The sequence below is a fragment of the Burkholderia sp. Bp9031 genome, from assembly GCF_003857965.1.
Lineage (GTDB): Bacteria > Pseudomonadota > Gammaproteobacteria > Burkholderiales > Burkholderiaceae > Burkholderia > Burkholderia ambifaria_A.
Genome location: NZ_QTPW01000026.1, coordinates 87,331 through 107,331, shown reverse-complemented (window position 1 = coordinate 107,331; position 20,001 = coordinate 87,331). Strand labels below are relative to the sequence as shown.

At 66.5% G+C, this 20,001-nt stretch carries 18 protein-coding genes; 5 read left to right on the top strand and 13 right to left on the bottom strand.

What is annotated here, in order from left to right; translation table 11 throughout:
* Nucleotides 1-349 precede the first annotated feature (349 nt).
* Entirely contained in the window at nt 350-787 is a 438-nt protein-coding gene (locus tag DIE15_RS27360) for an ATPase (RefSeq protein WP_162840581.1), read from the top strand.
* A 150-nt stretch (nt 788-937) separates the two neighbouring features.
* On the opposite strand, the gene DIE15_RS27355 is transcribed toward DIE15_RS27360, so the two are convergent.
* From DIE15_RS27355 to DIE15_RS27320, 8 genes are all read right to left on the bottom strand, one after another.
* Nucleotides 938-1,651, bottom strand: a complete 714-nt coding sequence (locus tag DIE15_RS27355; protein WP_057930255.1) for a DUF429 domain-containing protein — start codon at nt 1,649-1,651, stop codon at nt 938-940.
* A gap of 9 nt (nt 1,652-1,660) precedes the next feature.
* On the bottom strand, nt 1,661-2,185 hold the full coding sequence (locus tag DIE15_RS27350) for an HD domain-containing protein (RefSeq protein WP_057930254.1): 525 nt from the start codon (nt 2,183-2,185) through the stop codon (nt 1,661-1,663).
* A gap of 121 nt (nt 2,186-2,306) precedes the next feature.
* Nucleotides 2,307-5,777, bottom strand: coding sequence for a YhaN family protein (locus DIE15_RS27345; protein WP_124834816.1), 3,471 nt, complete (start codon nt 5,775-5,777; stop codon nt 2,307-2,309).
* 3 nt (nt 5,778-5,780) lie between these two features.
* Nucleotides 5,781-7,031: a DNA repair exonuclease gene (locus DIE15_RS27340; RefSeq protein ID WP_124834815.1), complete on the bottom strand. Its 1,251-nt coding sequence runs from the start codon at nt 7,029-7,031 to the stop codon at nt 5,781-5,783.
* A gap of 188 nt (nt 7,032-7,219) precedes the next feature.
* Nucleotides 7,220-7,999 (bottom strand): hypothetical protein, encoded by a 780-nt coding sequence (locus DIE15_RS27335; RefSeq protein WP_124834814.1) that lies wholly within the window; start codon nt 7,997-7,999, stop codon nt 7,220-7,222.
* A gap of 297 nt (nt 8,000-8,296) precedes the next feature.
* Nucleotides 8,297-8,836 (bottom strand): hypothetical protein, encoded by a 540-nt coding sequence (locus DIE15_RS27330; protein ID WP_057928725.1) that lies wholly within the window; start codon nt 8,834-8,836, stop codon nt 8,297-8,299.
* A 247-nt stretch (nt 8,837-9,083) separates the two neighbouring features.
* Nucleotides 9,084-9,506 (bottom strand): hypothetical protein, encoded by a 423-nt coding sequence (locus tag DIE15_RS27325; RefSeq protein ID WP_057928726.1) that lies wholly within the window; start codon nt 9,504-9,506, stop codon nt 9,084-9,086.
* A 94-nt stretch (nt 9,507-9,600) separates the two neighbouring features.
* Nucleotides 9,601-11,589 carry a gamma-glutamyltransferase family protein gene (locus tag DIE15_RS27320; RefSeq protein WP_124834813.1) on the bottom strand — a complete coding sequence of 663 codons (1,989 nt, stop codon included), beginning with the start codon at nt 11,587-11,589 and terminating at the stop codon, nt 9,601-9,603.
* A gap of 541 nt (nt 11,590-12,130) precedes the next feature.
* Between DIE15_RS27320 and DIE15_RS27315 the strand changes: the two genes are divergently transcribed.
* Complete coding sequence (locus DIE15_RS27315) at nt 12,131-12,643, top strand: DUF2165 family protein (RefSeq protein WP_124834820.1); 513 nt, start codon at nt 12,131-12,133, stop codon at nt 12,641-12,643.
* A gap of 34 nt (nt 12,644-12,677) precedes the next feature.
* Here DIE15_RS27315 and DIE15_RS27310 read toward each other — a convergent pair whose 3' ends face one another.
* From DIE15_RS27310 to DIE15_RS27300, 3 genes are all read right to left on the bottom strand, one after another.
* Nucleotides 12,678-13,163: an RES family NAD+ phosphorylase gene (locus DIE15_RS27310; protein WP_057928729.1), complete on the bottom strand. Its 486-nt coding sequence runs from the start codon at nt 13,161-13,163 to the stop codon at nt 12,678-12,680.
* Nucleotides 13,160-13,615, bottom strand: coding sequence for an antitoxin Xre/MbcA/ParS toxin-binding domain-containing protein (locus DIE15_RS27305; RefSeq protein WP_124834812.1), 456 nt, complete (start codon nt 13,613-13,615; stop codon nt 13,160-13,162). The genes DIE15_RS27310 and DIE15_RS27305 overlap by 4 nt, the downstream gene beginning before the upstream one ends.
* A gap of 345 nt (nt 13,616-13,960) precedes the next feature.
* A complete protein-coding gene (locus DIE15_RS27300; protein WP_124834811.1) occupies nt 13,961-14,602 on the bottom strand; it encodes an HD domain-containing protein in 642 nt (213 codons plus the stop codon).
* Between the two features lie 223 nt (nt 14,603-14,825).
* Here DIE15_RS27300 and DIE15_RS27295 point away from each other — a divergent pair, with 223 nt between their 5' ends.
* From DIE15_RS27295 to DIE15_RS27285, 3 genes are all read left to right on the top strand, one after another.
* A complete protein-coding gene (locus DIE15_RS27295; RefSeq protein ID WP_124834810.1) occupies nt 14,826-15,791 on the top strand; it encodes a GlxA family transcriptional regulator in 966 nt (321 codons plus the stop codon).
* 455 nt (nt 15,792-16,246) lie between these two features.
* The gene (locus DIE15_RS27290) at nt 16,247-16,558 is read left to right on the top strand and encodes a DUF4148 domain-containing protein (RefSeq protein ID WP_057928732.1); all 312 of its coding nucleotides are present in this window, start codon (nt 16,247-16,249) and stop codon (nt 16,556-16,558) included.
* Nucleotides 16,559-16,863: 305 nt separating this feature from the next.
* On the top strand, nt 16,864-17,577 hold the full coding sequence (locus DIE15_RS27285) for a dienelactone hydrolase family protein (protein ID WP_057928733.1): 714 nt from the start codon (nt 16,864-16,866) through the stop codon (nt 17,575-17,577).
* 97 nt (nt 17,578-17,674) lie between these two features.
* Here the strand turns inward: DIE15_RS27285 and DIE15_RS27280 are convergent, their stop codons facing one another.
* Nucleotides 17,675-18,646, bottom strand: a complete 972-nt coding sequence (locus DIE15_RS27280; RefSeq protein WP_124834809.1) for an aliphatic sulfonate ABC transporter substrate-binding protein — start codon at nt 18,644-18,646, stop codon at nt 17,675-17,677.
* A gap of 327 nt (nt 18,647-18,973) precedes the next feature.
* The gene (locus DIE15_RS27275) at nt 18,974-19,915 is read right to left on the bottom strand and encodes a LysR family transcriptional regulator (protein ID WP_124834808.1); all 942 of its coding nucleotides are present in this window, start codon (nt 19,913-19,915) and stop codon (nt 18,974-18,976) included.
* Between the last annotated feature and the right edge of the window lie 86 nt (nt 19,916-20,001).

Below are 20,001 nucleotides of genomic sequence, written 5' to 3'. Positions count from 1 at the left end.
CAACCCGCCCTCAACCGCACCGCTTCCCTTCTTCCCCCGCGCCGCGTTTCCGTTAGCGCGAAAGAGGCGTGATTCTAAGCACCCCACCCCGTCTCCGCAACCCCCTTTGTGAAAATATTTTGAAAAAGCCCCCGTGCGCTGCCGCGCACGGGGGCTCGGCACACAGCGCTCTACCTACTGCAGCGCGAGGCGCTTGCGAAGGATCCAATACGCGTCCTTCTTTCCGCCTATATAGGAGGTCGACAGCTTCCCGTATTCACCTCACGCCAGTCACCAGGCGGCGGAACAAACGTAAGGGTACGTGCCGTCGAGTATCATGCCGCGATCGAACAACGCACTCATACCGACGATGGACAGCACCACTCAATCCGGCGACGCCGATCTTCGCGACGAATATGCGGCACTGCGCGAGCGCGCCGTCATGCTGGAAGAACAGGTTCCGCCGCTTTTGCAACGCATCTCGGATGTCCTGCCGCGCATCAGCGGCGAGTCCGAGCTGGCGGACGAGCATCGCGAACGGCTCGTCGGCGCGCGCAACGCGGCGATGGTCTCGATCGAAAACTATCAGCAGGCGATCCCGTTCCTGCAGACGGCCGATTCGATCATCGAGCAGCTCGACAAGACCCCCGAGCGCGACGAGGACATCGAGTGGCGCGAATCGCTACTGCAGCGACTCGACGAACTGATCGACGTCGCGGTCGTGATGATCGACGATGCGCACGCCTATTTCGAACAAGCGGATGCTTGCGATCTCTCGAGCGTGCCGAAGTCCATTCTCGAGGACTGAGCATCACGGCCGGGAAACGTACGGCGCAACGACTCCATATGTTGCGCACGCCACCGGCCTTGCACATGCCGACCGGCTGCCACTGCTCGACACCCCGACGTCGACAGACCGATACCCTCTCCCGAAAAAGCTCACCCTGTTGTCACGGGTTCACGGGCACCGGCCAGCCGCAGCCCCTGACGGGAGCGTATCGAGCACGATCGTCTCGCCGACGATCGGCACACGGATATACCCGCCCTCCGCATCGCCATACGCGTGCGCGTTTCCATCGATCACGTATTGCGCGGTCAGTGCACACAGCGTGGCATCGCGCGCGTCGACCGAGCGCAGAGCCGACACGTCGATTCCGAGTTGCGCCAGCAACTGCCGGCGCTGGTTGCGTTTCTGCTTCGCCGACGCGATCGCCTTGCCTAGCATCGCGCAGGTAATCGCGTACGGATAAGTCTCGAAGCTCACGCGCCCGCCGGCATACCGCGCGTCGGTGAGCAGCGGATAGGCATCCGCCAGCGCGCGATAGACGCGCTCGCCCATGAACATCCAGTCGAAGAAGCCCGACGTGCTCGCCACGGCCTGCTCGCGCGACGGCGTCGGAAAGCACGAGATCCGTTCACGCGCGAGCGCCTGCTCGGCCGCGCGGCGCCCGCTTCCCGTCCACCACAGGCTCGGCGCATCGATGCCGACGGCCACCACGTCATGCTCGATACACAGCGAAGGCAGCACTTCGGGCGCGATCCGCGCCTCGCGGCAGACGATCGTCGAGCCGCGCAGGATCACGAGATCGCATTGCTTCCTGTCGCCGCCCACGTCGACGCCCGCCACCGCAGGCAATGATCGCGCGACGGATCGGGATCGGGCCGCCTGCATGGCTGCGCGTCAGTCCACCGGCCGCGCGTCGTACGCGGCATCGAAGATCCCTTCCAGGCCCGGATGCACGCCGCGCATCCGGTCGACGACCGACTTCGCCCAGTCGAAGTACGCCTGCTTGCGCTCGAGCGGCCAGTCCGCGGGCGGATGCCGCGCGATGTCGCGCAGGTTGCAGATCTTGTCGGCCAGCTTCACGAGCTTGGCGCGCCGGCTGATGCTCGCCGCATGCTCGACCTGCAGGCGCTTGCGTTCGTCCTTCGGCAGCGACTTGTCGTCGGTGACTTCCATCACGATGTCCGCGACGTCCTTGCCGAACAGCCGCAGCAGTTCCTGCTCGGTGGTCTCCGTGTCCTCGATCGTGTCGTGCAACACCGCCGCGACGATCACGCGCTCGTCCTCGATGCCGGCTTCATTGGCCAGCACATCCGCCAGCGCGATCGGATGGTTGATGTACGGCGACGCCTCGTCGTCCTTGCGCCGCTGATTGCGATGCTTGTCCGCCGCGAACGCGATGGCAGCTACCAGCTTGTTCATTGTTGACCCCTCGTGTGGCCTGACCTCGACCGGCAGAGCCGGTCGCGTGCGTTTCGGAACCGCACATACTACCTGTACGCGATGACCATTCCCATATATTGGAATATCGAGCCGCCTGGCGTCATGCGCCGGGCGCCTCGCGCTGCAGCGCGACCACGTTGACCTGCGCGCCGAACACGTCCCGCACGAGCGGCAGCAGGTGATCGTGATGCGTCAGGAACAGCACCTGGGTCCGCGTCGACAGATCGCGCAGCGCCTCGAGCCCCGCCTTCGCACGCGCATCGTCGAAGTTGATGAACAGATCGTCGGCAACGAACGGCAACCCGGTCCGGCTGGCGAGCTGCAGTTCGAGCGCCGCGATCCGCAACGCGAGGAACAGCTGATCGCGCGTCCCTTCGCTCAGGCCGACGACCTCGACCGACGTGCCCTTCGTGCGCCGGGCGTACAGCGCGGGCGGCGTCCGCTCGGTGTCGACGGTCAACCGCGCGAATTCGCCGAGCGTGAGCCCCGCGAAAATCTCGCCCGCCCGGCGCAGCATCGGCCCCTGCTTCTGGTCGCGATAGCGATCGGTCGCCCACTTCAGCAGACGGCTCGCGGTCGCCGCTTCCAGATACTGTTCCGCCGCGTCGCCCATCGCGGCCAGCGCTTCCTGCCGCTTCGCCTCGGCCACGGCCGCGTTCGCCTGGCCGTCGATCGCGCCGAATGCCTGTTGGGCGACGACCTGTTGCTGCGCGAGCGCGTTCAGGCGCTTGCCGACGTCGCCGAGCGACTGCTTCACCGCTTCGAGATGCGCGGGCACGTCGGCGATGTCCTGTTCCGCGACCTCGGCCTCGACGGCCACTTGGGACAACCCGTCGCCGTCACGCACCAGTGCCTCCTTCGCGGCATCGACGGCCTGCCGAAGCTGGCGCTGCCGATCCGATCGTTCGGCCAGCGGCAGCGCCGCATCGATCGACACGACGCCGGCCAGTTGCAGCAACGGCTGAATGCGCGCATCCGCACCCGCGACCGCGGCGGACGCATCGGCAACCTTGCCGTCGGCCTGCCGCAGCGCGTCGTCGGCGCGCCCGATCGCGCGCGCGGTTTCCCGCGCGGCCGCAACGCGCATCGTCAATCGGCGCGCCACGTCCAGCCAGTCGCCGCTCGCGAGCCATACGGGCTCGAGCGCTTCGGCGAGCCGCCGTGCGCCGGCCTCGAGCGCAGCCAGCTCCGCACGGATCGCGGCCATCCGGTTGCGCGGCGCATCGGCGTCGGCCAGTTCGGCCGTCACTGCATTCGCGAGCCCGAGCGCCCCTTCCGCCGCAGCCAGCGTCACCGCATTCGCGGAGAGCTTCGCGTCGGCGAGCGCGTCGTGCCATTGCGCTTGCCACGCATCGTAGGCGGTCTGGGCCTGGCCGGCGCGTGAACGGGCGGTCGCGCATCCGCGTTCGGCTTCGCGCGCACGGTCCTCCAGGCTGTCCTTCTGCGCGAGCGTCTTCTCGGCCGATTGCACGAACGTCTCGGCGATCGCGATGAGTGCCGCCAGCCCTTCGGCGTCGCTGCCGCGCGATACCAGGCGCAGCGCCGAACGCAACGCGGCTTCCGCGTCGGCCCGCGCATCCCGGATCGTCGCGAATTCGCGGCGCTGGCGCTCAAGCTCGAGCTGCGCGGCAAACACCGTGTCGCGCTTCGCGAGCCAGTCGCCCATCGCCGCGAGCGGCATGCCGGGCAGGCCGGCCGTCGTCGCCAGTTCCGACCATGCGTCGCGATGCGCGGCCAGCTCGCGCTCACGCTCGTCCACCGCCGCCTGCCGGCGCGTCAATACGGCGCGGGCGGATTCGACCTGCTGACGCAGCGATTGCAGCGTCGCCGCCGCTTGCGTGGCGCCGAGCTGCGCATCGACGAGTTCGTCGGCGAGGCGAATCGCATCGTCGACGGCAGGCGCACCCGTTGCAAGATCGACCGCGCCGCTGCGAACGTCGCCCCACGCACCGTCGCGGCGTGCGCGCGCCGCCAGCACCTCGGCGGTCGTGACGACCTTGTGGGTCTCCGCGAAATGCTTCTCCTGCAGTTCGAGCCGCTCGTGTTCTTCCTGCGCGCCGTCCCGCGCATCGCGAGCGGCGACCGCAGCACTCGCGCGCTCGCTTGCTTCGTTGAGCAGCGCCCCGAGCCGCGCCGCCGACGGTACATCGAGCACACGCAGCGCGTCGACCGGCTTGCGCCACCGGCCGAGCGCATCGAGCGCGCCGGCAAGCGTGCGCTCCGCGGCGGCGATGTCGCGTTCGAGCGCCTGTTCGCGCTGGCCACTGCCGCGAAAACCCTGTGCCTCGGCAAGCGCCGCGCGAAGCACTTCCGGCACATCGACCGTCGACAGGCGCGCCAGTTGTTCCTGCGCCTGCGCGAGTTCCTGCATGCGCTCGTCGAGCGATTCGCGCGCACCGGCCAGCGCCTGATGCAGCGCGCCATGGTCGCGCAACAGGTTCGCGATCGTTTTCAGCGACAGCGCGCTCGGCAGTGCCGCGCGCAGCGACGCCTCGTCGGTCGGCCAGCCGAGCTGCGCCGCAGCGGAACCGGCGGCGGACAGATGCCGCTCGACGTCCGCGCCCAGCAACAGCAGATCCTGCGCGTGATTCATGCATGCGCCGCGCAACCGGTCAAGCGCTTCGATGTCGCCTTCGAGCGCCAGCGCGTCGGCATCCGGATCGATCGCATCGCGCGCCTGCCGTTTCGCGAGCAGGTCCGCACGGCGCTCCTCGAGCACCTTCTGTTCGGCCGCGAGATCGCCTTGCGCTTTCAGCAGGTCCGCGTACGCGGTCGGCGGCAATTCGACGACAGCGCCCAGTTCGGCAAGGGCCGCTTCCTTGATCGTCAATTCCTTCAGGTACGGTGCCAGCCGCCGCACGCGCTCGAGCTTCGAGCGCAGCGCTTCGAGGCGACGCTGCTCCGCGCGCGCCTGCTCGATCTCCTGCTCGACCGCATCGCGCGCCTCCTTGCGATCAACCCAGTCGCGCGTACGTACCTGAACCGCCTTCAGTTCGCCGACCGCTTCGTTGAACGACGCTTCCGCCTGCGCGAATGCGCTGCCGCTGCGTCGCGGCGCCCACAGCTCGCCCGAGCGCGCGTCGAGTTCCTCGCGCACGGGCCCGAGCGTGCCGACGCCCGCCGCCGATTCGAACAGCACCTGACCGAGCTTGTCTGACGCGTCGAGAATGCTCCGGCCGCCGTCGACGAGCCGCCCGTGGTCGAGCCCGAACATCTGCTCGAAGAATTCGCGCGTCGCGCCGTCGAGGATGGCGTTCAGATAGTCGTCCGGCAGCTTGTCGTCGGCGGGCGTGCGCAGCGGGGTGCGCCCGCGGGCGCGATGAAATGCGAGCGCGCCGGTGCCGCTCTCCAGCACGCCGCCGATCCGCAGTTCGGGCGTTGCGTGCAGAAAATCGAGCGGCGTCTGCAGCTTCATCCCGAACAGCAGTTCCGACACGGCCGTCCGGATCGTCGACTTGCCGGCCTCGTTCGGCCCCACGATCACGTGGAAATCCTGGCCCGCCGACGGAAAGCGCAGCGTCTCGTCGGTGAACTTGCCGTACTTGATCAGATCGAGCTGGCTGATGCGCATCGCTTATTCCCCCCTCGCCAGCCGCGCGAGCAACGCGGGACCAACCTGCTCGACCAGCGCCGTGAGTTCGCCGGCGCGCGCCATCGTCAGCAGCGGCACTTCCTCCTTCACGTCGCTGCGCACCTTGCCGACGAACGGCTTCAGGTCGCGCTCGAGCAGCGCGAGGAAGTCCGGATCGTGCGCGGCATCGGCCAGTATCTGCTTCAGGTCCTCGAGCGCCTCGAGCTGCTCGCTCTCGCCTTGCGGTTGCTCGGGCGCGGATGTCGCGAGCCTGACCTTCTCCAGCCACAGCCGCTCGTTGCCGATGATGCCGATCTGGTTCAACACTTCCGCACGCAGTTGCGGCGCGCGGCCGAAAAAGAGGCCGTGCGCGGGCGTGCGCCCCGTGACCGTCACGCGCACCGCGCGCGGCACGTGACCATCGACGCTCAGCAGCGCCTCCAGCGACTGGCCGATCTTTCTCGACAGATCCGCGACCGTGAAGCAGTCGGACGCGTCGACCGACATGGCCTCCCACCGCAGCACGTCGAGGTACAGACGTTCGACGTGCGTGCGACCCGGCTCGACCGTCACGAGCACTGCGCCGCGACGGCCCGTCTCGCGGATATGGCGGCCCTGCAGGTTGCCGGGAAACACGACGGTCGACGGCCCCGACCATTGCTGGAACTCGTGCACGTGGCCGAGCGCCCAGTAGTCGTAGCCTTTCGCATGCAGTTCCGCCAGCGTGCACGGCGCATAGTTCGCATGCGCCGCATAGCCTTCGAGCGCGGTGTGCAGCACGCCGATGTTGTAGCAGCCCGGCACGGGGTCCGGATAACCGATCGCGAGATTGTCGACGACGGCCTTGTCCTTGAAGCTCTGCCCGTGCAGCGCCACGTCGAATTCCGGCAGCCTGTACGTTTCCGGCTTGCGGTGGCCGAACACTGTGACGTTGTCGGGCAGGGTCAGCTTCTTCGTCATCTCGCTTTCGGCATCGTGATTGCCGCCGAGCACGAATGCGCGAATGCCGGCCTTGCGCAGGCGGCCCATTTGCTGGCCGAAGAAAATGCCGGTGTTGTGGTCCTTCCAGTCGCCGTCGTACAGGTCGCCGGCGATCACGAGGAACGCAACCTCCTCTTCGATCGCACGATCCACGAGTTGCCGCAGCGCCTCGCGCGACGCATTGCGCAACTGCGCGGCAGGCGCGTCGGGATATGCGCTCAGGCCGTGCAACGGGCTGTCAAGATGAATGTCTGCCGCGTGGATGAACTTCACGAAGATTCCTCGGTTTCATGACGAAGGGGCGATGTGGCCGGTCGCGATCCGGAGCGCCGCCGGGTGCATCGTTGCGACGCGGCGCTCGCACGAACCGATGATGCCGCCCGTCGCGGGTCGCGATGGTACCTGAAAGCGGGCGCCGCGAATGCACATGGCCTGGCGCCCGCCATGTTCGCCCAGGCGTGTCACTCGCCGCGCGGCACGGGCGGCGGTGCAAAACCGTCGTCGTTGCCCGCGAACGGATTCGCATTGCGACGCAGCGCCTCCTCGTCACTCTCCTTCTGCGCGAACAGCGCGACGCCGACCACACCGACGTTCGCCGTATCGCCGTACTTCGAATTCGCGACGTAGCTGTCGGGCACCGATGCGAAGCGGAACGCGGCGACTTCGTCGCGACTCTTGCGGAAGCCCTCGATCGTCAGCGTGCGGCCCGGATACAGCACATAGCCGCCATTCGTATAGCTGCCTGGCCGCCCCGACAGCACGTCGAGCCCGTCGACCGACGACACGACCTCGAACGTACGGCGCCCCTGGTTACGCAGCACGATCATATAGCGCGCCCCTTCGACGCCTGCCATGTGCCAGCGGCCGTTGCTGCGCGCGAGCCGCAGCGGCACACCTTTCTCGTCCGTGAACGACAGCGCGATGTCGCCATTCGCAAGCGCGACGCGCGTCGGCAACCGGCGAATCCGCGACGCGGGCGGATGCCCGGGCAGCGCATCGTTGTAGTAGACCGACGCGAGATCCGTCGGCGTCGCCGGGTCCGCGCGTTCGAAATCGACCTTGCGGGTTTCGGAACGCACCGACTCGCCCCATGCGGTGCCAAGCCCACGGCGTTCGCCGGCTTCCCGGCTGGTCGACGAAGCGGCCGGCGCCGCCGTGCTCGCGGACGGCGCAGGCGGTGACGCGCATGCCGCGAGCCACAGCACGCAAGCGAGCGCGAGAAGACGGAACAGGATGGTCATGATCGTGATGCGTCGGAATGTTATCGGACCACGCCGGGCGAGCCGGAGCGGCACTTTGGTATCGTCTGTCGTCATGATGCCGATCGGACATGCTGGCCTGGACTGGTGCCGCCATGTGGGCGGCCCGGCGACCGGGAGCACCGCTATTTAAGCATGGCGGACAGGCAATGGGCAGAGGGTGCGCGGGCGGCCTGTTTCGGTCCGAGGCACACGCATCCGGTCACGATGCGCGGAGCGTCAATAAAAAAAGCCCGGCCCGCATCGCAGCGGGCCGGGCTTTCGCGGGAAGCGTATCGCTTAGAGCGCGCCGCCTTGTGTCGACGCCGATCCCTTCACGCCGACCGATGCGCCGCCTTGGACCGAGTTCGTCGCACCCTCGAGCGCTTCGCCGGCCTTCGCCTTCGCGCCGCCGGCGACATCGCCCGCCGTCGACACCGCGCCTTGCGCGTGGCTCTTCGCCGAGCGCGCGACGTGCTTCACGTGCGACTTCGTCGCGTGCACGGCCGATGCTGCCGCATCCTTTGCCGAACCGGCAGCCGAGCCGACTGCCTGCGTCGCGCCACCGACCGCGTTACCGGCTGCCGAGCCAACGCCGCCGACCGTCTTGCCGACGCCGTGCAGCGCACCGCCGACGAGGTTGCCTGCGCCCGAACCCGAGCCCGCGGCATTCGCGTCCGCGCCGGCCTGCACGCCCACGCCACCGCCGAGCAACGGCGTCTGGACTTGCGCGCCGACGCCTGCGGAACCCTCTGCGCCCGTCTGCGCCGTTTGTGCGAAAGCAGCCGATGCGATCGCCGTCAGCGCGGCACCAAGCAGAATCGTGCGAATCTTGTTCATGGTCATTCTCCCCAAAGACGTTGTTGCTGCGGGCCGCGTTCGTGCGGCTTGTCGCATGCCTCGCCGCGACGTGCGGCAGGTGGAGCTAATGTAGCGGCGCCGACGTCCAAAACCATCGAATTGCGGGGACTGTTACTTCCGTTGCAAATGCTGACGATTGACTCACACTGTTTGACAATGATCGCGGCCGGCTCGTGATTGGGGTCGCCCGATGGCATGCATCGGCGGCCCCGGCACAACGCGTCGGCTAGCAGGGAAACCGACCGTTTCTGTAGGCCTCCCAAAGAACGTGGGTCGGCCAACCGTCGATGCGGCCCGACAAACAGCTTCTCGCGATCAGCTCGATGTCGTCGGACACGCACGCCGCGACGCCCGCATTCCCCGATGCCCGGAATGCGAGCCTGAACGCTTTTTCCCTGAGCGCATCCACCGCCGGCTTGCCGAGCGCGGCACCCGGATCGCCGTCGACTTCATCGAACGCCGTCATCCAGCATGCGTCGAACGGCTCCGCGTCGCGACTGGCCAGCGCGCAATCGCAATCGAGGTCGCCGAGGAAATCGAAAAATCCCGGCCCCGACAGGATTGCGTCCATTTCAAGCAGATGCGCGTTCGTCACGGCGGCCCCTTGCCACGATGCGTGGCCGTTCTGTTCATCGATCGTGGCCGCCATGCGCCGCTTCACGTTCCGCACCGGCGACGCGCAACCGCGTATCCGCCGCTACCGGCAGACCGGAGTTGCACGCCATCCCTCCGATACCGCCCGCTTACGGCCTGAACGTATCGCCGAGCACGACGCCTTCGCGACGCGGATCGGTACCGCCCTGCAGCGCGGGCGACTGTCCGACCGTCACGCGCATCACGGAGTTGACGCCGCTCGCCTGCGCCGACGTCGATACCTTGTGCCCGAGCGCGACGAGGCCCGCGATCAGCGGATCGTTCGCACCGTTGTTCGACGCGTCGACGTTCGGATGCTCGCCGCCGATGTTCGTCGTCGGGCTGTTGCTCGCGCCGAAGTCGACGAGGCCCGCGGACTGCTGCGCATCGAGCCCCCAGTCGAGCGCGCCGACGAGCGTCTTCACCACGTATTGCGGAATCGTACCGCCACCCGGCGAACCGGTAGCCATCACGAAATCGCCGCGCGAGCCGTCCGCGGCCTTGCCGAACACGATCGTCGGCGCCATCGAGCTGCGCGGCCGCTTGCCCGGCTGCACGCGGTTCGCCACCGGATTGCCGGCACTGTCGAGCGGGTTCGCCGAGAAATCGGTCAGCTGGTTGTTCAGCAGGAAGCCGTTGGTCATGTGGAACGAGCCCATGCTCGACTCGACGGTCGTCGTCGCGCTCAGCACGCTGCCGTCGCCATCGACAATCGTGAACTGGTTCGTGCCGTGTTCGATCAGCGTCGTGTCGACGCCGAGCGGCACGGCACCGAGATTGCCGGGCTGCGCAGTGCCCATGCTGCGGCTCGCATCGATCAATGCGGCACGCGACTGCAGGTACGGCTTGTTCAGCAGCGTGTCCCACGTGCCGCCCGGCAGCGGCACGAAATCCGTATCGGCCACGTACTTGTCGCGATCGGCATACGCGAGACGCTCGGCTTCGGTGATCAGGTGCACGCCGGCGACGGTCGGCTTGCCGCCTTCGAGATCGATTGCAGTCGGCTTCAGCGGCTTCAGGTCGAAGTTCTCGAGAATGCCGAGCGCCGACGCGACCGCGATACCGCCCGACGACGGTGGCGGCATCCCGCATACCCAGTAGCTGCGATAGGTCGTGCACACGGGTTCGCGACGCTTCGCCTGGTACGCGGCCAGGTCGGCGACGGTCGTCTTGCCCGGCGTGATCGTCGAGCCGTCGGCGCCCTGCGTCGTCGCGATCTTCGCGACGATATCCTGCGCGATCTGCCCCGTGTACAGCGCGTTCGCGCCGGACTGCGCCATCAGCGTCAGCGTGTGCGCATAAGCCGGGTTCTTCAACACGGTGCCGAGCGTTTTCGGCGTGCCGTCCGTATTCAGGAAATACGCGGCAGCTTCGGGATCGCGCTTCAGGTTCGCGGCGTTCGACGCGATCGCATCGGCCAGGCGGCCACCGATCGGGAAGCCGTTGGTCGCGAGCGTGATCGCATCGCCGAACAGCCCCTGCCACGGCAGCTTGCCGTGATCCTGCTGCAGCGCCTCGATGAGCCTCGGTACGCCGATCGTGCCGATCGAACGGCCGCTTGCGCGCGCGCTCGGTTGCGGTGCCGACTGGTCGTTCCGGTCGTCGACGTAGCGCAGGTAGTTCTCCGTTGCCGCGGCCGGTGCCGTTTCCCGTCCGTCGTACGCCTGCAGCGTCTTGCCGCGCGCATCGTAATAGAGCAGCACGCCGCCCGAGCCGAGGCCGGTCGCCTCGGGCACCGTCAGGCCGAGCACGGCCTGCACGGCGACTGCCGCATCGGCGGCCGTGCCGCCCCGCTTCAGTACCGCGCAACCGGCCGCGCTTGCATACGCGTTCGAGGTCGCCACGAGATACGTCTTCGCGTAGACGGGCTTCATGCCGGTGCGATAGCCGGATGATGCCTCCGGCAGCGACGGATCGCCCGGCTGGTTCGAGCCCACGACGACCGTCGAGCCGCTGTTGTCGATCGCGAGGCAGCTCGCATCCGATACGGGCGGCGAAGTGGCACCTGCGTTGTTTTCGATATCGTCACCGCCGCACGCCGTCATCAGGACGGCCGCGATCAATGCGGACGCGTACGGGAAAATCGCTGTTCTGTTCATTATCTCTCGGGATTCTTGTAGATCGTTGCGATGTTCGTCATGCTGCCCGCGCTCCCTCGGCGGGCGGGCAACGCAATCCATAGTCCCACGAACGGATTTTTTTGCGCAACAAGGAATTGATGCAATGTGGCCGGCGGTTGTGTGCGCAACGTCACTGACCCGGTTCGCGATCGCGCCATCTCGACGCGCCATTTCCGGTAAGACGAGCGATTTCAGGCCATGCGACCGGCGCCCTTCGGCGTGTCGGGACGCGCTCGCAGTCCGATTCGGCGGCACAGAACACAGGGGCTTGCTTGACGGCACGGGCGGTTACGCCGACAATCGCCGCACCCTCCTGGCGCGGGCACTCGATCCAGCCGGCACGCGCGTCTCCTCGGCGCCGCACCGGCTTCAGGTCTTCCAGTCCCGATCTCCGCGCCGCCGTGCTCGCGCACGCAAGCCTTCCGGCCCATCCGGAAACACTTTCGCAGGTATCGCCCCGAACGCCGGTTCGGCACCGCACGCTCGCGCACGCGCCTGCCCATTCATTTTGGAGTCCAATATGATGATTCGTCTTTCCAAGGCGGCCATGGTGATCGCCATGGCATTGTTCGCGTCGCTCGTCGCATTCGGCAACCTGACCGACTACGCGACGAATTTTGCGTTCGTTCACCACGTGTTCCTGATGGACACGACCTTTCCCGGCAACGGCATCATGTATCGCGCGATCATGACACCGTGGATCCACCATGCCGGCTACCTCTCGATCATCGCGATGGAAACGCTGACAGCCGTTCTGTGCTGGATCGGCGGCATCCGGTTGCTGCGCGCACGGCGCGCGGACGACGCGGCGTTCCGCGCGGCCAAGTCGTGCGCGATCGCGGGGCTCACGCTCGGCTTCCTCACGTGGCAGGTCGGGTTCATGTCAGTCGGGGGCGAATGGTTCGGCATGTGGATGTCGAAACAGTGGAACGGGGTGCCGGACGCGTTTCGCTTCTTCATCACGCTGCTGCTCGTGCTCGTCTATCTGACGATGCAAAACGATGGGATCGACGAGACCGACGAGATGCGCTGATCGGCCTCGGGCACGCGACGACGCGCGACAAGCCTTATGCTTGTTCGCTCTTGTTCGACTGGATCAGCCGCAGAATCCGGCTGTCGTACGGTGACTGCATGACTTCCGCGATGCGGATGTCCGATGCGGCCGGGTGCAGCGGATTCAGCAGGAAGTTGTGCGCGTGCGGCACGACGACGCTCGGCACGCGCAGCAGTGCGCTCGGCTGCGTGTGCAGCCACTCGGTGCCGGCGCTGCGGGTCCAGTCGACGTTCTCTCGCCAGTCGGCCGGCGCATCGCCTTCCGCGATTTCGGCAACGTCCACCGATTCAGGCACCTCGACGCGCAGCAACTGGTATCCGCTCGGCAATTGCGCAACGGTGGCGATTTCGAAGTGCACGAGCGTCTCGAGCAGCGCGAGCGCCGGATGCTCGGCGAGGTAGACGACGGGCTGCCCGGCGAAATGCCAGCGCCCGCCGGCCCGCAATCCGCCGATGCCTTTCAGGTCCGCGTAATTGCTGATCCGCCACAGCGTCGTCACGCGAAGTACCCCTCGTCGATCTGCGTGAGGGCCTCTTCGACGAGGCGCGCGCCATGCTCGGTGCTCGACATGTCGAGCGACGTGCGGCCGCCGAAGCGCTGGAGCCCGTTACGCAGCCACGCCATCGCCTTGTCCTGGTCGCCGAACGTGGCCGTCGCCTGCGCGACGATACGCGCCAGCCGGATCGCCTTGTCGGACTCCTCCGGCGACAGGCGCTCATGCGCCTGACGACGATGGCTCAACGTGCGCCGCGGAATGATGAACGCGAGTTCGTCCGACTTCAGGCCGCGCTCCGACAGCCGATCGATCACCGCGACATCGACACGCGCGCTCGCCAGCTCGGCGAGATCGGCGCTCGAGCGCACGCGAATCGCGAGCAGTTGCTCGAGTATCGTGAATTCGGCCTGACGCGGGTGCGCGACGCCCGAAGGGTGGAACGCGATCGTGCTCATGACTCTTCTCCGGCAATTTGCCCAACCATTATAGGCGTTTTGCCAAAAATGAGCGAAGGCGGTCTTCAGCGGATCGATGACGCGCCGTTACGGGTGTCAGCGAGCCGGGTTTTCCGCGCGCCTGCCCGTCCCGGGCCGCGCAACGCGTTGGCGGGGATAGCGCGAATCGACGATTCGCTCCCTGGAACGGGGGCAGCGGAATTCAGCAGATGAACTTGCTCGCCGGCGTCATGCAGTTGTCACGTAACAATTTTTCTAATAAATAACGACCGGCAGGTCGCGTGCGCCTGGTTGGGGCGTCTCGCGCGACACCCAGGATGCCTTCCCCCCGGGCATCGACATCAATCAGCCGGCCCACGCCGACGATCGGATCACGCTGCAGAAGTTGCCTGCATGGAAATGCGGATCCTTGTCGGCCAGCACATCGGCCTTCACGTTCCCGAACGTCGTTTCCGGCTTGTGCCGGATGCCGTCGTAGAACGCCTGGATGATGTCTTCCTTGAAATGCCGCGTGCGCGGATGTGCGCGGACGACGGCTTCCCGCTCGACGTCGCAGTACTCCGGATACGTAAGACCCAGCACGTCCATCTCGACACCCGCGGTAACGAGCGCGACGACCGGATGCATGTGCTGCGCAATGCCGGGCGTGGTGTGCAGCGCGATCGCGGTCCACACGACGTCGATGTCCTGCTGCGAAATGCCCTTGCTCTTCAGGAAATCGCGTGCGGCATTGGCGCCGTCCACTTCGAATCGTTCGCACGCGCTGCTGTGCCGTTGCGTGAGCCCCATGTCATGAAACATGCAGCCGCAATAGAGCAGTTCGGGATCGTAGTCGAGCCCGCGGCGCTGCCCCGCAAGCGCGCCAAAGTAGTAGACGCGGCTGGAATGATGAAACAGCAGCTCCGACTCGGTATCCCGGACGAGTTCGGTGATCTCGCGAGCGAGTTGGCTATCGGGAAGGGTGATGCCGGCGACATTCACAGTCATGATCGACCTCCGTTGAAGACAGACCCATTCTCCGGAGACCGATATTTGGCATCAATCGACGTATTACGCCAAATTCTGCCATTTCACTCGATCGACGGCCATCGCCGCCGGAACCATCGAATCGTGTCCGCGAAATGCGCGGATGCCCTGCTCGCCGCATCGCACTGCGCGTCTATACTGCTACGCGTCACGTTCGACACATCGACACAACACGCAACCGAACATGCCGAAGGTCGTGGGTATTTTCGCGGTACCGGGCGTACAACTGCTCGACGTCTCCGCGCCGCTCGACGTATTCGCCCAGGCCAACGCCGAATGCGGCAAACCGTTCTACGTGCTGCGGATCATCGCGAGCGAGTCCGGCCCGATCCGTACGTCATCGGGCGCGCAATTGCTGGCGGACTGGATCGCTCCCGACATTCCCGATCGCCTCGACACGCTGCTCGTCGCCGGTGCGCCGGGTGCCGGCCGCATTGCGCTGCCGACCGACGTTCTCGCGTGGCTGCGCTCGGCCGCCGTGCAAAGCAAACGGTACGGCTCGATCTGCACCGGCGCGTTCGTCCTCGCGGCAACCGGCCTGCTGAAAGGACGACGCCTGACGACGCACTGGGCCGCCGCGGACGCGCTCGCCGACGCGTATCCATCACTCACGGTCGAAGCGGATGCGCTGTACGTACGCGACGGCAAGCTGCGCACGGGGGCGGGCGTCACGGCCGGCCTCGATCTCGCGCTCGCGCTGGTCGAGGAAGATCTCGGCCGGGACATCGCGCGGCGCGTCGCCGCGCAACTGGTCATGTTCTTCAAGCGGCCAGGCGGACAACTCCAGTTCAGCCGCAGCGGCGAGGCACGGCCGACCGGGCGCTCCGTGCTGCAGGAAGTCCAGCGCTGGATCGCCGGCCATCCGGAACTCGAACACTCGGTGGCAGAACTCGCGAAGCACGCGGGCATGAGCCCGCGGCACTTCGCACGGCTCTTTCGCGCGGAGGTCGGCATGACGCCAGCCGCGTGGGTCGAAGCGACCCGTGTTTCAGCAGCGCGTCAGTTGCTCGAAGACGGACATGACACGCCGAAACAGGTCGCCGCAAAATGCGGCTTCGCGAATGTCGATACGCTCAGACGGTCGTTCGTCCGGCATGTCGGGATCACGCCTGCCGAATACCGGAAACGACAGGCGGTCGTCGAGGAGTGACGCGATACGCGCGACGATGCGGCGTGGAAATTACGTCGATGCGTGAAGATACGGCAGGTCCGAATGGCAAAGCGATGGGGCGAACGCATTCCCGTGCCCGCCGTCAATGCTTCGGTATCCGATTCAATTGATCCTTCTACCGGTCAAGGTAGGCGTGCGGTCGCAATACGCCACTGTCTCGGGTCACACCGGCCCGTGATTCAACGCCGGCATGCCACGCGCATCGCCCAATGCCCCGACGACCGAGCGCCGCCAATCCTCCACCCCATGACTGCACTCCGGCACACCATCAAATATCATCAGACAAAACACCATTTTTCCCGTGGATCGTTTACCCAGTTGCAATAATTATTCGCTGGAACGCCTATTTCCGACCGGTAACGCGATCGCTACGATGCAATCAACCGCTGAACGCAACGAGCGAAGCGCGAAATCTACGAAAACCGGAGGTCACCATGAAGTCGTTCATCTACGCAGTCGCCGCTGCCACCGCCCTGTCCGCATCCTTTGGCGCATTCGCCCAGTCGAACCCGTCGGGCGAACTGACGCGCGCCCAAGTCCGCGCGGAACTCGTCCAGCTCGAGCAGGCCGGTTACAAGCCGGAAGTGTCCGACGCCCACTACCCGAACGCGCTGCAGACCGCGCAGGCACGCGTGACGAACAGCGACGCAACGGGTTACGGCGCGCAGGCCGCCGCCGGCGTGCGTGCCGGCCGCGCGATCGCGGTCAAGCAGGACACTCGCGACTCGATCTATTTCGGTCAGTAAGACGGACGCACGCGGCGCGTACCTCGATACGCGCACAGCCGACGCAACACCCCGCTCCCGTTCATCGGGGCGGGGTGTTGCGTTTTCGGTGCATCGGACATGCGCGGTGCGAAGCGCGATCGATGCGCGAGCGCGGATCGGGCGCCGCGCCGCTCACGCAGACGGCCGGCGTTTGCGCATAGAATGGCCGCGTGGTCGGCGCCGGCCGAAGCGAACGCGAGCGAAACCTCGAGTCACCGGACATACCGCATTCGCTGGCCGACCCGATGCCGCACTCATCGCATTTTTCGAAAAGGAGCGGTTTCATGTCTCAAACATCCGGTTCCATGATCACGTTTCGCCGCCCTGACGGCCAGGAACTGCAGGGCTACCTCGCCACGCCGGAAAAGACCGAGGGTGCACCCGCGGTCGTCGTCATCCAGGAGTGGTGGGGCCTGAATGACCAGATCCGCGGCGTCGCCGATCGCCTCGCGCGCTGCGGCTACTTCGCGCTCGTGCCCGACCTGTATCGCGGCAAGTCGACGGTCGAGGAGGAAGAAGCGCATCACCTGATGACCGGCCTCGATTTCGGCGACGCCGCATCGCAGGACATTCCCGGCGCAGTGCAATACCTGAAGACGCGCGCGTCGCGCGTGGCGGTCACCGGCTTCTGCATGGGCGGCGCACTCACGCTGCTGTCGCTGCAGTTCGCCGATGCGGATGCCGGCGTCACGTGGTACGGCTTCCCTCCGCTCGACTACCTCGATCCGTCCAAGCTCAAGGTGCCGCTGATGGGGCACTGGGGTACGCAGGATGCGTTCTTCGCGATCGACCAGGTCGATGCGCTGGAGAAGAAGCTGACCGATGCGAAGGTCGACGTCGAATTCCACCGCTATCTTGCGCATCACGCGTTCGCGAACGAAACGGCCGTCGGCCCCGGCCGCATCGGCGGCACGCAATACGATCCGGTGTGGTCGCAGATCGCATGGGATCGCACGCTCACGTTCTTCGGGCGCACGCTCTGGGACAAGCAGCAGTAATACCGCAGCGGCACCGCCGCTGCCATGCAGCGATGCACGTAAAGCGAAACGCCACGGACCTGCATCCGTGGCGTTGTCGTTTGCGGGTACGAATCCGTTACGCGAGCGCCGGCGGCGCCGCCTGGCTGACGTCGACGCGTTTCGGCAGGATGCCCGCCTGATGGAACACGTCCGCGATGCGCTGCTGGTACGCGAGCGTCTCGCGCGTCACGGGTTCGACGCCGAAGCGCGCACGCCGGAATGCGAGCGCCACGGCGGGCTCTGGAATACCCCACAGTTTCGAGAACTCGGCCGCCCCCTGCGCGCGATTCGCATCGAGCCATCGCTGGACCGTCGTCAGCTCGGACACGGCCACGCCCAGCACGTCGGCATTGCGCTGCGCATAGGTGCGCGACGCGAAGTAGTAACTGCGATTCTCGACGAGCCCCGTGCCATCCGCGACGATGCGTGCGCCCAAAGCCTGCTGGACGACGGCAAGAAACGGATCCCAGATGATCCACGCGTCGACCGAACGGTTCTCGAACGCGGCACGCGCGTCGGACGGTGACAGCCAGACCGGCTTCACGTCCGCATAGTCGAGCTTCGCGGCCTGCAGCAAGCGGACCAGCAGGAAGTGCGTGTTGGATCCCTTCACCAGCGCGATGCGCTTGCCGCGCAGATCCGCGAAGACCCTGACCGGCGAATCCTTCGCAACGACCACGGCCTCGGTCGCGGGTCCTGCCGGCGTCTGCGCGTAATAGACGAGCGGCGCACCCGCCGCGAGCGCGAAGATCGGCGGCGCCTCGCCGACATCGCCGAAGTCGATCGCCCCCGCGTTGAGCGCCTCGAGCTGCGGCGGTCCCGACGGGAACTCGGTCCATGTCACGTTCACGCCGAGCGGCGCGAGCTTGCCCTGCAGCGTGCCTCGCGCCTTCAGCAGGCTGAGCGGCCCTTTCTGGTAGCCGATGCGCAACGTGCGTGCGCCGGCCGCGTCGGCGAGCGCGAAGCGCGGCCGGGCGGCAGCGCCCGCCGCGAGCACCAGACCGGCCTGGATGAGCCGGCGGCGGGATCTGGATAGTCGGTCTGCCATGGTGTCCTGTGTTCGATGGGAAGGAAGCGGAGGAGCGGGTTGCGCGTATCCGGTCGCGACATGGAAACTGTCGCGTGGAGGCGCGAGCGCGAGTCGAATCGATTCTAGGGGGTCGACGCTTCGCACCGAACCAACGATGTCCGATATCGAAAGCAGGCGTTTTCATAAAGACAAGCATCGAGCGATGCAACCGATTGGAAACGTCGCGCCGAATCGCCTTCGTCATCCATTTCGGTATGCGAATTATTTGACACGAACCAACGTCGATTCATGGATAACGTAACGTGTACCGCGTCATGCGACCCGGCACACGTCGTCCACCTTCGCTCAGGACTCGCAGGAACCGCGCAGCGCCGCCTCGTCGGCGGCCAGCATTTCGGGCACGCATTCCCGCAGGAAATCGACGAACGTCCGGATCTTCGCGTCGAGGTACTGGCGCGACGCATACAGCGTGTAGACCGTCAGTTTCTGCAACCGATACTCGGGCAATACGCGAACGAGCGCACCACTCGCCAGTGCGGGCACGGCGGTCGACATCGGCAGGGAGCCGATTCCCAGACCGGCGCGCAGCGCGGCACCGAGCGCGTCGGCGATGTTGACCTGGAAATCCGGCAGCGGCAGTTCGAACGTCTCGCGACCGTCCGGGCCGTCAAGATGCCAGCGATCGCGCGGAAATATCGGCGTGACGATCTGCAGGCACGAATGCGCTTCGAGATCGCGCACGGAGCGCGGCGTGCCGCGCTCCTTCAGGTACGCGGGCGACGCGCACAGCACGCTGTGCACATCGCCGAGCCGCTGCGACACCAGCCCCGAATCGGGAAGCTCTGCCGCACTCAGCTGCAGCGACACGTCGTAGCCTTCGTCGATGATGTCGGGCACGTGCTGTGACAGCGTGATCTCGACCGCCACCGACGGGTAGCGCTGCCGGTATCGCACGACCGCAGGCACCAGGTAGGCCTGACCGAAGCTGGTCGTCGCGTGCACATGCAGCCGGCCCGACGGCTTCGCCTGCGCGTCGGCCGCCTCGGCTTCCGCTTCGTCGATATAGCCGAGGATACGCTGGCATCGGTCGAGATAGCGCTGTCCGGCATCGGTCAATGCGATGCGGCGCGTGCTCCGGTTGAGCAGACGCGTGCGCAGGTGCGTTTCGAGTTGCGCAACCGAACGCGATGCGTAGGCGGTGGTGATGTCCAGGCGCTGGGCCGCGCTCGTGAAGCTGCCCTCCTCCGCCACCCGGACGAAAATGCGCATCATCTGTAACGTGTCCATCGACATGTCCCCGGGATTGAAATCGCTTTGCAGCGGCGCCCGCCCCGGCACGGCCCGGTCTGGCGCGAATGGTGCGGAACAGTACC

What these genes read in the sequence shown, in the direction of transcription:
- DIE15_RS27360 (WP_162840581.1), top strand. Translation starts at nt 350, where the DNA reads ATGGACAGCACCACTCAATCCGGCGACGCCGATCTTCGCGACGAATAT.
- DIE15_RS27355 (WP_057930255.1), bottom strand. Translation starts at nt 1,651, where the DNA reads ATGCAGGCGGCCCGATCCCGATCCGTCGCGCGATCATTGCCTGCGGTG.
- DIE15_RS27350 (WP_057930254.1), bottom strand. Translation starts at nt 2,185, where the DNA reads ATGAACAAGCTGGTAGCTGCCATCGCGTTCGCGGCGGACAAGCATCGC.
- DIE15_RS27345 (WP_124834816.1), bottom strand. Translation starts at nt 5,777, where the DNA reads ATGCGCATCAGCCAGCTCGATCTGATCAAGTACGGCAAGTTCACCGAC.
- DIE15_RS27335 (WP_124834814.1), bottom strand. Translation starts at nt 7,999, where the DNA reads ATGACCATCCTGTTCCGTCTTCTCGCGCTCGCTTGCGTGCTGTGGCTC.
- DIE15_RS27330 (WP_057928725.1), bottom strand. Translation starts at nt 8,836, where the DNA reads ATGAACAAGATTCGCACGATTCTGCTTGGTGCCGCGCTGACGGCGATC.
- DIE15_RS27325 (WP_057928726.1), bottom strand. Translation starts at nt 9,506, where the DNA reads ATGGCGGCCACGATCGATGAACAGAACGGCCACGCATCGTGGCAAGGG.
- DIE15_RS27320 (WP_124834813.1), bottom strand. Translation starts at nt 11,589, where the DNA reads ATGAACAGAACAGCGATTTTCCCGTACGCGTCCGCATTGATCGCGGCC.
- DIE15_RS27315 (WP_124834820.1), top strand. Translation starts at nt 12,131, where the DNA reads ATGATGATTCGTCTTTCCAAGGCGGCCATGGTGATCGCCATGGCATTG.
- DIE15_RS27305 (WP_124834812.1), bottom strand. Translation starts at nt 13,615, where the DNA reads ATGAGCACGATCGCGTTCCACCCTTCGGGCGTCGCGCACCCGCGTCAG.
- DIE15_RS27300 (WP_124834811.1), bottom strand. Translation starts at nt 14,602, where the DNA reads ATGACTGTGAATGTCGCCGGCATCACCCTTCCCGATAGCCAACTCGCT.
- DIE15_RS27295 (WP_124834810.1), top strand. Translation starts at nt 14,826, where the DNA reads ATGCCGAAGGTCGTGGGTATTTTCGCGGTACCGGGCGTACAACTGCTC.
- DIE15_RS27290 (WP_057928732.1), top strand. Translation starts at nt 16,247, where the DNA reads ATGAAGTCGTTCATCTACGCAGTCGCCGCTGCCACCGCCCTGTCCGCA.
- DIE15_RS27285 (WP_057928733.1), top strand. Translation starts at nt 16,864, where the DNA reads ATGTCTCAAACATCCGGTTCCATGATCACGTTTCGCCGCCCTGACGGC.
- DIE15_RS27280 (WP_124834809.1), bottom strand. Translation starts at nt 18,646, where the DNA reads ATGGCAGACCGACTATCCAGATCCCGCCGCCGGCTCATCCAGGCCGGT.
- DIE15_RS27275 (WP_124834808.1), bottom strand. Translation starts at nt 19,915, where the DNA reads ATGGACACGTTACAGATGATGCGCATTTTCGTCCGGGTGGCGGAGGAG.